The following is a 15,051-nucleotide window of genomic DNA, read 5'->3' on the forward strand; positions in this document are numbered from 1 at the left end:
GCCTTATTTCTTCATCTGCTCCTTGAGAGCAGCGAGCTTGGCAAAGGGTGAATCCGGATCGATCGGCTTTTCCTTGCGCGGAGGACGGGCCTCGAACTTGGCAGCCTGCGGACGGTTGCCACGATCATTGCGGTCCGGCCGGTCCTGACGTTCGCCGCGGTCGGGACGCTGGCCACTCTGCGGTTTTCCGTCGCGTTGGCCGTCGCGCTGCCCATCTCTCTGGCCGCCATGGGGCTTGCCGTCACGGCCGCGATTACGATCGGGACGGCCACCAGCGGGCTTGCGGTTCTCACCGCGGTTGTCCTCACGAGCCTCGCCCGCCTGCTGACCACGCTGGCCACCACCACGGCGCTCGCCCTGGGGACGGCCACCGGCACGCTGATTGTCGCGGCCACCGCCCGGACGCCAGAGAAGCACTGGCTTGGCTTCGACCGGTTCGCCGGCTTCCGCGGGCACAGCCGCTTCATTGCCCTCGACGGACTCCGTTGCAGGAGCCACTTCTTCCGTCACGACCTCAACTGCCGTAACAGCTTCAGCCGGGGCGGCTTCCGAAACAGCTTCGATCGAAGGCTGCTCCTCGGAGGCGGCATCGGCATCGGCATCGTCGTGATCGGCCTGTTCGGTTGGTGCTGCCTGTTCGACCGGGTGCGAAACGGAGGCTCCGGCCTGGGCGCCGAGGAACGCAGCTGCCTCTTCTGCCTTCACCGCATCGGCCCGGTAGCCAAGACCCTTCAGGATCTCTTCCATATCATCAGGCGTTGCACCGAGGATCGACAGCATCGCGGTCGTTGCGGTGAAACGGCGGCCGTCATAGGCGCCGTCCGGGCGCGTGCCCGTACCCGGCTTCCACTGCAGGAGCGGGCGGATGAGATCGGCAAGGCGCTCGAGGATATCGATGCGCACGGCGCGCTTTCCGAGGAAGCGGAAACCGGCCAGCTTGTAGAAGGTCCGCTCGAAGGACGGATCGGTGACGACCGAGGTGCGGCCGGCGGCCAGCACCGGGATGAGATCGCCGTAACCCGGCTTGTCGAGCCCGTCGTTCTTCAGCGCCCAGAGTAGCGTGATCAACTCGGCCGGAGCCGGCTTCAGCAATGCCGGCATGAAGATGTGATAAGCGCCGAAACGAATGCCATGACGGCGGATGGAAGCGCGCGCTTCCTGATCCAGCGACTTGACGTCATCAGCGACGTCGCGCCGGAAGAGCACCCCGAGATTTTCGACGAGCTGGAAGGCGAGGCCCTTGGCAAGACCTTCGAGATCTTCGGCACGCGACAGATCGTCGAGCGGCTTCAGGACCGTGGAGATATGATGATTGACGAAGCGCTCGACGCGCGCCAGCACGTGATCACGGGCAGCACCCTGCAACTGCTCGTCGGCGAGCAGAATGACGCGGGGGCGCATGATATGGTCGCTGGCCGAAAGCCGCGCGACGGGGTCGCCGAGCCAGCGGACAGTGCCATCGGAGCCGAGCGCCAGATCCGAATTGCCGGCTGCATGCAGCCGGGCAGCACGCGCCTCGAATTCGAGCGCCAGCGCCTTCTGTGCAGCACCCTGCACGGCACGCGCGTCCATTCCGTCGGTCGCGGATGCGAGCGAGAACCGGAACCCGGCCAATTGTCCAACATGATGTCCTTCTACGAAGACATCACCATTCACACTGATTTCAGCTTCCAGCATCGCATTCTCTCTCAGGCGCTTCATGAGCACAGATGTCCTGCGATCAACAAAGCGTTTCGTCAACCTTTCATGTAACGCATCGGACAATCGATCTTCGATTTCCCGCGTCTTTTCTTGCCAGTGTGTCGGATCGGCAAGCCATCCAGGACGGTTCGATACATACGTCCAAGTCCTGATTTGCGCAATTCGCGCTGACAATGTGTCAATTTCACCGTCCGTATGATCGGCGCGGCGAACCTGTTCTGCCATGAAATCTTCGTTCACTGTGCCACGGCGAACGAGATCGGCATAGATGCTTGATATCAGATCCGCATGCTGCGCCGGTGCAATGCGCCGATAATCCGGCAACGCACAGGCCTCCCAAAGGGTTTCGACGTTTTTGGGCGTCGTCGCAAGCCGCATCACCTCGGGATATTGCGTCAGATATTCCAGCGCCTGCTGGTCGATAGCCGGCAAGGCGCGCACCAGCCCATGGACCCGCGGGGCGGCATCCAGACTTTTCTTCAATGTCTGGATCGACGTGAAATCCATGGCCTTGGAACGCCACTGCAGCACTTTCACCGGGTCGAACTGATGCGATTCGATGCGATGCACCAGCTCCTTGTCGAACGGCTCGACCCGCGAGGTAACGCCGAAGGTACCGTCACGCAGGTGGCGACCGGCGCGGCCAGCAATCTGGGCAAGTTCACCGGGATTGAGATTGCGGAACTGGTAGCCGTCGAACTTGCGGTCCTGGGCAAAGGCGACATGATCGACATCGAGGTTGAGGCCCATGCCAATCGCATCGGTCGCCACCAGATATTCGACATCGCCTTCCTGATAGAGAGCGACCTGGGCATTGCGGGTACGGGGGCTGAGTGCACCCAGAACCACGGCCGCACCGCCGCGCTGGCGGCGGATCAACTCGGCGATCGCATAGACCTCCTCTGCCGAGAAGGCGACGATCGCAGTGCGTTGCGGCAGGCGGGTGATCTTTTTGGAGCCTGAATAAAGCAGCTGCGACAGGCGTGGCCGCTCCACAACGGTGATACCGGGCAGCAGGTGTTCGAGGATGGGCCGCATTGTGGCGGCTCCAAGCAGCAGCGTCTCGCTGCGGCCGCGCAGATGCATCAGGCGATCGGTGAAGATGTGACCGCGCTCCAGATCTCCGGCAAGCTGGACCTCGTCGATCGCGACGAACGTGGCCTTGGTCTCGCGCGGCATCGCCTCGACGGTGCAGACGGAGTAGCGCGCCATATGCGGCGTGATCTTTTCCTCGCCGGTGACGAGAGCAACGTTGTGCGCCCCGACGCGCTCGACAACACGGGTATAGACCTCGCGTGCGAGCAGGCGCAGGGGCAGGCCGATGACGCCGGATTCATGCGCAACCATCCGCTCGATAGCGTAATGCGTCTTGCCCGTATTGGTCGGGCCGAGGACCGCGATGACACCGCGGCCGCTCAAGATCATGGGTTGGTCAGGCACGTCGTCGATCCTGGCATTGTCCGGCTGCCGTCTCGCGCCCCCACAAGGGCGCCGCGGCCATGCACACATGCCCATGCGAAAGCCGAAAGGCAAGAGCCGGCGGTTCATAAGGGCGAAATGCGCCGAAGTTCTGCTGCAGATCGCGATTTTGGAGCGATCAGCGGCCTACAACATGTTGATTGGCAGCAGATGACGTCGTCGCACCCGAAAGCGTTTCGCTTTCTTCAGGCTGCCTTTCGGCAGGCCCTGCGGATTCAGAATCCAAATGGCTGAATTCGATGGAATATTTACCCCTTTGGCACGCTTCACCTTTTACCGGGCGAAGCCGCTCATACAAGCGGGCCAAATATCGAACGAATCAGAGACGAATCGCGACAAAGGCAGGTTTCGCCTTTGTTCCCTACAAAATGTAGTAGCCCCCCAGGCGAATCGAAACTAGGCCGCGCTCGGCCCAGAAAGATTCGTTTTTCCGGAGAAGTGCGATCCACGGATTCGATTTCAACAAGCCGATGCTAAAAAGGAGCCGTCGAACGGCCCCTTTCCGTGTATCGCAGCCCCACTCAGACGAAGAATTGCCCACCATTCGCCGAGATCGTCGATCCGGTGATGAAGCCCGCATCGTCTGATGCAAGGAAGAGGACGCAACGCGCGATTTCATCCGGCTCACCGAGGCGACCGACCGGGATTTGCGGAATGATGCGTTCGTTCAGAACCTTCTCCGGCACGGCGAGCACCATCTCCGTGCCGATATAACCGGGGCAGATGGCATTCACCGTTATGTTCTTGGCGGCACCCTCCTGCGCCAACGCCTTGGTAAAACCGAGATCACCGGCCTTGGCCGCCGAATAATTGGCTTGACCCATCTGGCCCTTCTGGCCGTTGATCGAGGAGATATTGATGATGCGGCCGAACCCGCGATCGCGCATGCCTGACCAGATCGGGTGGGTCATGTTGAAGAGGCCAGTGAGATTGGTGTCGATGACCTCCTTCCACTGGCTCGGCGTCATCTTGTGGAACATGGCATCCCGGGTGATGCCGGCATTGTTGACGAGGATCTCGACCGAGCCGATATCCTCCTCGACCTTGGCAATGCCGCCCGCACAGGCGGCATAGTCCGAGACATCCCATTTATAAGTCGCGATGCCCGTGTCATCGGAGAAGGCCCGCGCCTTCTCTTCATTGCCTGCGTAGGTAGCTGCTACCCTGTAGCCGGCCCCTTTCAAAGCGATCGAAATTGCCGCGCCAATACCGCGTGTTCCGCCGGTGACCAATGCTACCCTGCTCATGGTATCTTCCCCAGTTTCGGTTGTTCTAAGCAACGCTCCCCTGAGCATGTTAGCGTCAGGGGTTCATTTCGATCGGCTGTTGGAGACGGCAACTCCTTTCGAAGTTCAGACTTTTTGCTTTCAGAAACGCTCAACGCACATGGCAACGCCCATGCCGCCACCGATGCAGAGGGTGGCAAGCCCCTTGGACACGCCGCGACGCTTCATTTCGAACAACAGCGTGTTGAGAACGCGGGCACCGGAAGCGCCGATCGGATGCCCGATGGCGATCGCGCCGCCATTGACGTTGACGATCGACGGATCCCAACCGAGATCCTTGTTGACCGCGCAAGCCTGGGCCGCAAAGGCTTCATTGGCCTCAACAAGCTCGACATCGCTGACCGACCAGCCCGCCTTTTCCAAAGCCTTGCGGGAGGCCGGGATCGGGCCGGTGCCCATGATCTGCGGATCAACGCCCGCTGTAGCCCAGGAAACGATACGAGCGAGAGGCGTAATACCGCGGCGGACTGCCTCGGCTTCACTCATCAGCAGCGCGGCGGCCGCGCCGTCATTGAGGCCGGAAGCGTTGGCAGCCGTCACTGTGCCTTCCTTGTCGAAGGCCGGACGCAGCTTGGCCATGGATTCGATCGTCGCGCCGTGGCGGATATATTCGTCCTGATCGACCGTGACGTCGCCCTTGCGGGTGGAGATCACGAAGGGAATGATTTCATCGGCGAAACGACCGGCCTTCTGGGCGGCTTCTGCCTTGTTCTGCGAGCCGAGCGCAAACTGATCCTGCTCGTCGCGCGAAAGCTGCCACTTGCGAGCGACGTTTTCTGCGGTTATGCCCATGTGATAGCCGTAGAAGGCGTCCGTCAGGCCATCCTTGATCATCGTGTCGATCATCTTGAAGTCGCCCATCTTCACGCCACCACGCAGATGTGCGCAGTGGGGGGCCATGGACATGGATTCCTGGCCGCCGGCCACGATGATCTTCGCATCACCCGTGGCGATCTGCTGCATGCCGAGAGCAACCGCGCGCAAGCCCGAGCCACAGAGCTGGTTCATGCCCCAGGCGGTCGCTTCCTGCGGGATGCCAGCCTTCATCGCAGCCTGGCGGGCCGGATTCTGGCCTTCGCCGGCATCGAGCACCTGGCCGAGGATCACCTCATCTACTTCGGCAGCTTCGACACCCGCGCGCTCCAGAACGCCTTTAATGACGGCAGCGCCGAGTTCATGGGCAGGTGTGTTGGCAAAGGAACCGTTGAAGGAGCCAACGGCGGTGCGGCCAGCGCTGGCGATGACGATGGAATTGCTCATGGCATGTTTCCTCAGTTTCTCACTTTAGCGGAGACTGGCAAAGGACGCCCGCCAAGTCAAACGCGATCGACACGACAGGCCCACCCAATTTTTGCAGCTGCGTCACCGCAATGCACAAAGAGATTGTCAGAGCGAGGCTTTTGCGGATACTCTCGAAAAACACAATAAAGACGGGAGCATGGGTAAGAGGAGACCCAAATGGCAAAACACGACGGCCAGATCGTTATAAAAAAATACGCCAACCGCCGGCTCTACAATACCGGAACCAGCACATACGTAACACTCGATGATCTCGCAGTGATGGTGAAAAAGGGAGAGGAATTCACCGTCCAGGATGCGAAGTCAGGAGATGACATCACCCATTCCGTGTTGACACAAATCATCTTCGAGCAGGAATCCAAGACCGGCAATACACTTCTGCCGATCTCGTTCCTGCGCCAACTCATCTCGTTCTACGGCGACCAGATGCAGATGGTGGTACCAAGCTACCTCGAACATTCCATGCAGGCTTTCACTGAACAGCAGTCCCAGATGCGCGAGCAGATCAACAAAGCCTTCGGCGACACACCGCTTGGCAAGAACCTGCAGGCGCCTCTTCAGCTGGTAGAGGAACAGGTGCGCCGCAACACCGATATGTTCCACAAGGCCATGCAGATGTTTTCGCCCTTCATGGCGGCCACACCCCAGGCCAAAGAGCCTCGCAAGGCTGAAGCCAAGGATATCGATGAGCTGAAAGAGCAGCTGCGGGCGCTGCAGACCAAGCTCGAAAATCTCGGCTGATCCCCGTTGCCGCAATCACGGAAGGTTGCGGCAACTTCTCTTCTCCTCAGAGACCGATTGAAACGTCTCGGGCCGCCGTGCGCATCGAAACCGAGAAGCCGGCGATGACGTCGATGAAGCTGATCGTCATCAGGATGAAGAAGACATCCGTTGCGGCATTGCCGACCAGCAGGAATTCCACCAGGAAGACGACGAACAGCACCATCGACAGCAGATGGTCGAGCAACGCCCGCGTGCTGGCGCGTGTGGCCTTCAGGATTTCGACAAACAGGATCGCAAGCGCAACGACGATCATGAGGTCGCCGACGCTCATCATCCAGGCTGCACCGGACGGCATAACAAGCGAAGTGACCGGCTGCTCCAGCATTGCCACGCCCGCCGTGCCGAACACGCCCATGACTCCGATATTGTAAAGAATGAAGGGCATTATCAGCAGCGGTATGGCGGCAATCATCAACGAGGCTCCCCTTTGTCCGGCGTATTTCGCCGATATATCAGTCATTTCTCATATCAGCGGTGTCGTCAATATCAAGTACGACGCGGAAGTTAGCGCAGTATCGGGGAAAGGCCAGCCAAGCAGGAAACGGTCGAAAGCGATCCGTCAACAAGGGAACGGAAACGCAAAAAGGGCCGGCAAAAGCCAGCCCCTTGAACATCAAACCGGATCGACTGCGACTTAAGCGCTGGTCTTCGGTGTCAGAACCTGGCGACCGCGATACATGCCAGTCTTCAGGTCGATGTGATGCGGACGGCGAAGTTCGCCGGAGTTCTTGTCTTCGATGTAGGTCGGGGTCTTCAGCGCATCGGCGGAGCGGCGCATGCCGCGCTTCGACGGGCTCGTTTTTCTTTTCGGTACAGCCATTTTATACTCCACTTATCGGGCAAAACGCTGTTCTGCGGCCAAGCCTTGGCCGGGAAAAACAAGCGTCAATCTCGGAATTTGCCGGGCTTATACATGCCCGACAGGCGTTTGACCAGTCCCTTCCGGCATTTTTTAAAGGCCGGTGAAAGGTTGCCTTCCAAATCAAACCTCATCCTCTGGCACGATCCACGGTTCGGCAAGAGCCGCCTCCTGCCACGTGCGGAAAGCGGGATGGGTCTTGACTGCATCCATATATTCGAGAGACGTCGGATTACGCGTGAGGTCATAGACCTCGAAGCGAACGACAACCGGTGCGAACATGGCGTCTGCTGCAGAGAAGTCGCCGAAGAGGAACGGGCCACCAGAACGCGCCACGGCCTCGCGCCAGATGGTCTCGATGCGATCGATATCCGCAGCCACGCCTTCCTGCAATGGAACTCCCGCCTTCTTGCGGCGAATATTCATCGGGCAGGCGTTGCGCAACGCACGAAAACCGGAGAGCATTTCCATGGAATAGCTGCGCGCCCGCGACCGTTCCTCCGGATCCTTCGGCCAGAGACCGGCTTCGGGATAAAGTTCGGCGGCATATTCGATAATGGCGAGCGATTCCCAGACCCTGATATCGCCATGATGCAGCGCCGGCACGCGACCGGTTGGTGAGACCGCCTTGAGCTTCGGATTGCCGGCGGCAAAATCGAAGGGGATTACCACGTCCTCAAAGGGTATGCCGCAGGCTTGGAGCGCGAGCCACGGGCGCAGCGACCAGGAAGAATAGTTCTTGTTACCAACATAGAGAACGAGCTTGTTCACGGGGTACGCCTCCTGTTTGCAGACACCGTACCTATAGGGAGTGTTCGGACTCCAGGCCAATGAAAAGGCCTGATCCTACTCATAAAGGCATTTGATATAATCGCCCGATCGGCTGGCGCGCCCTTCGATGACACCGGCCAGACGCCTGAGGCCGCGACCCGGCTTTCCCGCATTGCGCTCACGGGGATTGGGAAGCGACACCGCAAGCAGGGCGGCCTGCCGCCGCGTGAGCTTGGCTGCGGAAACGCTGAAATGATGCTGGGCCGCGGCTTCTGCTCCGTATACGCCCGGCGCCCATTCGGCGATGTTGAGATAAAGCTCCATTGTCCGCTGCTTGCTCCAGATGAAATCTGCGACCATCGCCAGCGGCAATTCCAGCGCCTTGCGCACGAAGGAGCGACCGTTCCAGAGAAAAAGATTTTTCGCCGTCTGCATGGGGATGGTGCTGGCGCCGCGCGTGGATTCACCATCGAGGGCATCATCAATCACACCGCGCATCTGCACCCAGTCGACGCCGCCATGTATGCAGAACTGTCCGTCTTCCGACATCATGACCGAGCGGACAAGATTTGGTGAAATCTTGTCGAACGACACCCATTGTCGATCATAGCCGCGCAGAAATACGAGGTCGCGCAGCATCAGGGTCGAGATCGGATGAACGAAGCCCGGCGCATAGAGCACGATCAGTGCATAGGGCAGAACGACGAGAACAGCGAGGGTAACGAGAAGCTGCCGCCAGCGCCGGCGCAGGAACCGCGTCACGGCCCAGCCGCGTCCATCGGACACGTCCTCCTCGCCTCGAGTCTCCGGTACGATGTCCACGCCTTCAAACGCCCGCCCAATATTACCACGGCCTCTCATAAAACAATGGAGGTCGAAATTGAACGACTTTCTCTCCCACAGAGCCATACCAGCCCCTTCCGCCACAGATTTGTCTGAGCTGCAGCCACCGTCCGCCCCCAGCCGCCCCAGAATCCCGTTGCCGATGACGCAAAGCCATGCCAAAGAGCCGCCCATGAACGAGACCGCCCATTCCTTCGAGACCCTCCTGAAACGCGACGCGGCGGCCATCGAGGGCTGCCTGCGCGATATCCTGTCGCCAACCGTGCGCGGCGACGAGATTGAGCGGCCAACCGCCCTGCTCGACGCCATGCGCCACGGCGTGCTCAATGGCGGCAAGCGGCTGCGCCCTTTTCTGGTCATGGAAAGCGCGGCTTTCGCCGGTGGCAACCGGGAAGCAGCGCTGCGGGTCGGAGCGGCACTCGAATGCGTGCATTGTTACTCGCTGATCCATGATGACCTGCCGGCCATGGATGACGACGACCTGCGCCGCGGCCAGCCGACCGTGCATATCGCCTATGGCGAGGCCAATGCCATCCTTGCCGGCGACAGCCTGCTGACACTCGCCTTCGATATCATCGCAGCGCCGGAAACCCACCTACCGGATACAGCCAAGACGGCGCTCATCCTTGCGCTAGCCCGCGCCTCCGGCATCGGCGGCATGGCCGGTGGGCAGGCACTCGATCTTGCCGCCGAAGTCTCCTCACCGGACGAGGCAGGCATCGTGACATTGCAGGCGATGAAGACCGGCGCACTGATCCGCTTTGCCTGCGAAGCCGGTGCGATCATCGCCGGCAGCAACCCGGAAGAGCGCCAGCTCCTGCGCCGTTACGGCGAGAAGACCGGCCTTGCCTTCCAGCTCGCTGACGATCTTCTCGACCTGACCGCCGATACCGAGACCATGGGCAAGACGACCGGCAAGGACAAGGATCGCGGCAAGGGAACCCTGGTGGCGCTGTACGGCATGGACTGGGCCGAAGAGACGCTCTCCCGGCTGGTCGCGGAAGCCGGCGCGCTGGTCGCGCCTTACGGCGAAAAGGCAAAGGTCCTGATCGAGGCGGCACGCTTCGTCGCACGACGAACCCACTGACGGGCAACAATTGCCGTTACTCGGCGGCGGCCTGCCCCTGACCGAAGCGCTTCTCGATGTAATCGGACACCAACCGCTCGAAATCGCCGGCGATGTTCGTGCCGCGAATGGTCATCGCCTTCTTGCCGTCGATATAGACGGGCGCGGCCGGCAGCTCGCCGGTGCCGGGAAGCGAAATGCCGATATCGGCATGCTTGCTTTCGCCCGGACCGTTGACGATGCAACCCATGACGGCAACCTTAAGTGCCTCGACGCCCGGATATTTCTCGCGCCAGACCGGCATGTTCTTGCGGATATCGTCCTGGATCTTCTGGGCCAGTTCCTGGAAGACCGTGGATGTCGTGCGGCCGCAGCCGGGACAGGCGGCGACGACAGGAATGAACTGGCGGAAACCCATGACCTGCAGCAGCTCCTGCGCCACTTGCACCTCGCGGGTGCGATCGCCACCGGGCTCCGGCGTCAGCGAAATGCGGATTGTGTCGCCGATCCCCTGTTGCATGAGGATACCGAGCGGGGCGGAAGACGCGACGATGCCCTTCGAGCCCATGCCGGCTTCAGTCAGGCCAAGGTGCAGAGCATGGTTCGAGCGGGCCGACAGCATCGCGTAGACGGCAATCAGGTCCTGCACGGCGCTGACCTTGGCGGACAGAATGATACGGTTGCGCGGCAGGCCAATCTCTTCGGCAAGCTCGGCGGAAATCAGGGCCGATTGCACGATCGTCTCGCGCATGACCTGCTGTGCCGTCAGCGGAAAACCCTTGGCCTGATTATCGTCCATCAGCCGGGTCAGCAGTTCCTGATCGAGAGAGCCCCAGTTGACGCCGATGCGCACCGGCTTGTCGAACCGGATCGCCTGCTCGATGATCTCAGCGAACTGCTTGTCCTTCTTTGCCTTGAAGCCGACATTGCCCGGATTGATGCGATACTTAGCCAGCGCCTCGGCACAAGCCGGATGATCGGCCAGCAGCTTGTGGCCGATATAATGGAAATCGCCGATCAGCGGCACATCGAGACCAAGCCGCTCAAGCCGCTCGCGAATTTTCGGTACTGCTGCCGCACTCTCGTCGCGATCTACGGTGATACGCACCATCTCTGAGCCGGCGCGATGCAGGGCGGCGACCTGCGCCACCGTTCCGTCGATATCGGCGGTATCAGTATTGGTCATCGACTGGACGACCACCGGCGCACCGCCACCCACAATCACGCCGCCGACATCGACGGCAATGGAAGCCCGGCGCGGCTGCGGGTTGAAATCGAAGGACGAAGACATGAACGCCTCTTGGAAATGATCGGCAACTTGCTTTCAGGTGGATGACGAAAGCACAGATGTCAACGGCAAGATCATTCCTTGACGGCGAATTGATGACAGACAAAGCGTGCTGAAAGGTCGCCGGGCCGCCATCGCACCCCGGCGTAGAGGTCAATGACCGCCGTTCCGGTCGGCATGAACTGCGTGATGCGACAGCAGCAGCACCACGATGAACAGGATCGGAACGCACGTGAAGATGACAGCGAAGCCCGTATGCTCAGCGATGAAACCAATCAGCGACGGTGCAAACAGCATGCCGGAATAGCCCATGAAGGTCGCGACCGACAGCCCGATGCCCGGCGCCAGCCCCGGCATGTTGCCGGCGGCCGAAAAGGCGATGGGCACCATGTTCGAGATACCGATACCGGCAAGCGCGAAACCGAGGATCGCCAGCGGTGCGTTGGGTGCCAAGCCGGCAAGGACGAGACCGACGAGCGCTGTCAGCGTGCAGACGCGCAGCGTCTTCACGCCGCCGAAGCGATCGCGAACATGGTCGCCGGCAAAACGCATGATCGCCATGGTCGCGGAGAAGGCGGCGAAACCGAAGCCCGAGAGCGCAACGGAAGCGCCGAGCTCGTTGCGCAGATAAAGCGCGCCCCAATCCAGCACCGTGCCTTCCGGCACCATCGAGAACAATGCGACGAGACCGATCAGCCAGGGTAGTGGCGTCAACGGCAGCCGCAGTCTCTCCTTGGCCGTATCCGGATGCGGCTGGTCATGCAGGATCATCGGCCAGGCAATTGCAAGCACCGAGAAGCAAACGATGGTGACGAAGATCGCATGCGGCAGGACCCCGAAATGCGCAATGAACACGCCGCCGATGGCCGAACCGATCAGGCCACCAAGGCTCCAATAGGCATGACAGGATGACATGATCGCGCGGCGCATGGTCTTTTCGACTTCGACTGCATTCGCATTCATCGCTACGTCCATGGCGCCGACGAAGCCGCCAAGCAGGAACATGGCGCCGATCGCCACCCAGACATTGGGAACCAGCGTCAGAAGCAGGAGCAGCGGCGAGAGAATGATCGCCGTGACCCTCACCACTTTCTGCGAGCCAAGCTTGGCGATAAAGCCGCCAGCAATGGGCATCAGCACCAGCGACCCCACACCAAATGTCAGGATCAACAGGCCGAGAACGCTTTCGCCGATGCCAAGCGTATTCTTGAATTCCGGAATTTTCGGCGCCCAGCTGCCGGTGACGAAGCCGTTCATCAGGAAAAGCAGCGAGACTGCCAGCCTGATCTTCGGCATATAGCCCGACCGCACGGCGGGCGTTGGATTCGTGTGTTGATCCATTCTATTCTCCTCCGGCCGCGGCCGGGTTAGATCATGATTTCGATGATGTTGCCGTCAGGATCCGTGAGGACCGCCTCATAAAAGCCGTCGCCCGTCATGCGGGGCGGCGAAACCAGAATGTCGCGGCGGGCGGCCACCGCAGCCAAGGCATCGACAGCCCCACGGCTGCCGAGCGAAAGCGCGATATGGGCATAGCCCGCCCGTTCCGGCATGCCGCCAGCAGCGTCGATCCATGGACCTTGCATGATCTCAATCGTTGGCCCGTCCGCGAGCGAGAGGAACCGCGAAACGAATCCCTGACGCCTTGCGCTCTCATAGCGTTCGCCGATCTTGGCGCCGAAGGTCTCGGCCCAGAAAGAAGACAGACGCTCGATGTCCTGTGTCCAAAGTGCCACATGACCGATCCGCATCAGTTTCTATCCCTTGTGAGCACGACATCGATGCCGATCTTGCGAAACGCAGAAAGGGATGCAGCCGAGGCTCCGTCTTCGACGATCAGCGTGGTGCATTGATCTGCGGGAACGACCGCGTGCGGCGCGGATGTCCCGATCTTGTCCGCTGTTACCGCCACCAGAACGGCGGCGCTCTGCTGCGCCGCGAGGCGTTTGAAGGCAGCATCTTCATAATCGAAGGCGGTGATGCCGGCACCGACATCGATGCCGCAGGCACCGAGAATGCAAAGGTCGGGCCGCAAAGCCAAGATTTCGCGCTGCGCCGCCGACCCGACGGCACCGCCGACCTGCCGGTCGATCCGACCACCGATCACGATGATTTCGACGCCAATCTTGTCCAGAAGTGCTGCTGCAATCAGTGGCGTGTTGGTCACCGCGACCAGCCTGATATCGGCAGGTAGAGCCTGCGCAATAGCCAGATTGGTGGAGCTCGCATCGAAGAATACGGTCATGCCACTGCGGATGAATGACGTCGCGGCAACGGCCAGCGCCTGCTTGCGATCGGTCAATTCGGCAACGCGCTTTGCAAGGGAGGTTCCGCCGGGTGCAAGTGGCAAGGCGCCGCCGTAAACGCGCTCGCAAAGTCCCGCAGCTGCCATTTCCCGGAGGTCGCGGCGGATGGTATCTTCCGAGACGCCGAATTCCTTCGCGAGATCGACGGCAAGGACACGACCGGACGATTTCAGCCGATCCTGAATGATCGCTTGCCGCTGGCGAAGAAGAAGGTCAGTTTGCATATTCACTCAATCGTGCACAAGTCGGCATAAAAACGCAAAACCACGCATAGCAGCATTTTTACGGAATTCAACGGATTTTCGCAGAAATTGCTGGCGTGGCGCTTGATTTTTTGACCGCGAGGTCAAAATTCCGCTCAGGCTCGTGAAAAATGAGAAAAACTTTGCCGTTTCCCGATGATCTTGAAGTTTTGTGCGCATTCAACCTCGTCACAAAATGCGATTGTCCCGACATCCCGGCAGACGGGCCGGATGACAAGAAGAATGGAAAAATTGCCATGAAATGGACCCACACCCTCCTCGCTGCCGCAGCTTTCGCCCAGCTGGTAGTTGCCGGCGCTGCCCATGCCGGTTCCAACCTTGATGACGTCAAGTCGGCCGGCGTGCTGAAGATCGGCACCGAAGGCACCTACGCGCCGTTCACTTTCCATGACACCTCCGGCGCGCTCGTCGGCTTTGATGTCGAAATCGGCGAAGCCGTTGCCAAGAAGCTGGGCGTCAAGGCCGAGTTCCTGGAAGGCAAGTGGGACGGCCTTATCGCCGGCCTCGACGCCAACCGTTACGACACGGTCATCAACCAGGTGGGTATCACCGAAGAGCGCCAGCAGAAGTATGACTTCTCCGAACCCTACATCGCCTCCAAGGCCGTGCTGATCATCAAGGCTGACGACGACAGCATCAAGGCTTTTGAAGACCTGAAGGGCAAGAAGGCGGCACAGTCGCTGACCAGCAACTTCGGCAAGCTCGCCCAGGCTTCGGGCGCCGAACTCGTCGGCACCGATGGCTTCGACCAGTCCATCCAGCTCGTTCTAACCGGTCGCGCCGATGCAACCATCAACGACAGCCTCTCCTTCCTCGACTTCAAGAAGCACAAGCCGGATGCACCGGTGAAGATCGCCGCCGAGCAGGCCGACGCCGATCATTCCGGTATCATCATCCGCAAGGGCGAGCCGGAGCTTCTGGAGGCGATCAACAAGGCGCTTGCCGACATCAAGGCCGACGGCACCTACGACGCGATTTCGCAGAAGTATTTCGGCGCAGACGTCTCGAAGTAATCGCTATCTGCGGTCAATCCTTCCGGTTTCACCGCTCCTTGCCCTTCGCTATAGTCTGATCCGCTCGGCCTCCGAGCGGATCGTTTCGTTTGAA

Annotated in this window: 14 protein-coding genes; 3 read left to right on the top strand and 11 right to left on the bottom strand. The window is 60.4% G+C overall.

Annotated elements, in window-relative coordinates; all coding sequences use genetic code 11:
- Positions 1-3 precede the first annotated feature (3 nt).
- The 3 genes from QO002_RS00955 to QO002_RS00965 form a co-directional block, all read right to left on the bottom strand.
- A complete protein-coding gene (locus tag QO002_RS00955; protein ID WP_307233053.1) occupies positions 4-3,126 on the bottom strand; it encodes a helicase-related protein in 3,123 nt (1,040 codons plus the stop codon).
- 575 nt (positions 3,127-3,701) lie between these two features.
- Entirely contained in the window at positions 3,702-4,427 is a 726-nt protein-coding gene (locus tag QO002_RS00960; RefSeq protein WP_307225789.1) for a beta-ketoacyl-ACP reductase, read from the bottom strand.
- Between the two features lie 120 nt (positions 4,428-4,547).
- Positions 4,548-5,726: an acetyl-CoA C-acetyltransferase gene (locus QO002_RS00965; RefSeq protein ID WP_307225791.1), complete on the bottom strand. Its 1,179-nt coding sequence runs from the start codon at positions 5,724-5,726 to the stop codon at positions 4,548-4,550.
- 198 nt (positions 5,727-5,924) lie between these two features.
- Here QO002_RS00965 and phaR point away from each other — a divergent pair, with 198 nt between their 5' ends.
- The gene (gene phaR / locus QO002_RS00970) at positions 5,925-6,506 is read left to right on the top strand and encodes a polyhydroxyalkanoate synthesis repressor PhaR (protein WP_307225793.1); all 582 of its coding nucleotides are present in this window, start codon (positions 5,925-5,927) and stop codon (positions 6,504-6,506) included.
- 46 nt (positions 6,507-6,552) lie between these two features.
- On the opposite strand, the gene QO002_RS00975 is transcribed toward phaR, so the two are convergent.
- From QO002_RS00975 to mtgA, 4 genes are all read right to left on the bottom strand, one after another.
- On the bottom strand, positions 6,553-6,960 hold the full coding sequence (locus tag QO002_RS00975; RefSeq protein ID WP_307233056.1) for a hypothetical protein: 408 nt from the start codon (positions 6,958-6,960) through the stop codon (positions 6,553-6,555).
- A gap of 222 nt (positions 6,961-7,182) precedes the next feature.
- Positions 7,183-7,368 (bottom strand): 50S ribosomal protein L32, encoded by a 186-nt coding sequence (gene rpmF, locus QO002_RS00980; RefSeq protein WP_307225795.1) that lies wholly within the window; start codon positions 7,366-7,368, stop codon positions 7,183-7,185.
- Between the two features lie 162 nt (positions 7,369-7,530).
- A complete protein-coding gene (locus tag QO002_RS00985; protein ID WP_307225797.1) occupies positions 7,531-8,178 on the bottom strand; it encodes a glutathione S-transferase family protein in 648 nt (215 codons plus the stop codon).
- A gap of 75 nt (positions 8,179-8,253) precedes the next feature.
- Positions 8,254-9,000 carry a monofunctional biosynthetic peptidoglycan transglycosylase gene (mtgA, locus tag QO002_RS00990; RefSeq protein ID WP_370878434.1) on the bottom strand — a complete coding sequence of 249 codons (747 nt, stop codon included), beginning with the start codon at positions 8,998-9,000 and terminating at the stop codon, positions 8,254-8,256.
- 193 nt (positions 9,001-9,193) lie between these two features.
- Here mtgA and QO002_RS00995 point away from each other — a divergent pair, with 193 nt between their 5' ends.
- Positions 9,194-10,108 (top strand): polyprenyl synthetase family protein, encoded by a 915-nt coding sequence (locus tag QO002_RS00995; RefSeq protein WP_307225801.1) that lies wholly within the window; start codon positions 9,194-9,196, stop codon positions 10,106-10,108.
- Positions 10,109-10,124: 16 nt separating this feature from the next.
- Here the strand turns inward: QO002_RS00995 and ispG are convergent, their stop codons facing one another.
- The 4 genes from ispG to QO002_RS01015 form a co-directional block, all read right to left on the bottom strand.
- A complete protein-coding gene (gene ispG, locus QO002_RS01000; RefSeq protein WP_307225803.1) occupies positions 10,125-11,378 on the bottom strand; it encodes a flavodoxin-dependent (E)-4-hydroxy-3-methylbut-2-enyl-diphosphate synthase in 1,254 nt (417 codons plus the stop codon).
- A gap of 150 nt (positions 11,379-11,528) precedes the next feature.
- Positions 11,529-12,716: an MFS transporter gene (locus tag QO002_RS01005; RefSeq protein WP_307225805.1), complete on the bottom strand. Its 1,188-nt coding sequence runs from the start codon at positions 12,714-12,716 to the stop codon at positions 11,529-11,531.
- Between the two features lie 26 nt (positions 12,717-12,742).
- Positions 12,743-13,126 carry a VOC family protein gene (locus QO002_RS01010; protein WP_307225808.1) on the bottom strand — a complete coding sequence of 128 codons (384 nt, stop codon included), beginning with the start codon at positions 13,124-13,126 and terminating at the stop codon, positions 12,743-12,745.
- Complete coding sequence (locus QO002_RS01015) at positions 13,126-13,905, bottom strand: DeoR/GlpR family DNA-binding transcription regulator (protein ID WP_307225810.1); 780 nt, start codon at positions 13,903-13,905, stop codon at positions 13,126-13,128. The genes QO002_RS01010 and QO002_RS01015 overlap by 1 nt, the downstream gene beginning before the upstream one ends.
- Before the next feature lie 275 nt (positions 13,906-14,180).
- On the opposite strand from QO002_RS01015, the gene QO002_RS01020 reads away from it, so the two are divergent.
- On the top strand, positions 14,181-14,957 hold the full coding sequence (locus QO002_RS01020) for an amino acid ABC transporter substrate-binding protein (RefSeq protein ID WP_307225812.1): 777 nt from the start codon (positions 14,181-14,183) through the stop codon (positions 14,955-14,957).
- The last annotated feature ends 94 nt before the right edge of the window (positions 14,958-15,051 follow it).

The organism is Pararhizobium capsulatum DSM 1112 (genome assembly GCF_030814475.1).
Classification (GTDB): Bacteria; Pseudomonadota; Alphaproteobacteria; order Rhizobiales; family Rhizobiaceae; genus Pararhizobium; species Pararhizobium capsulatum.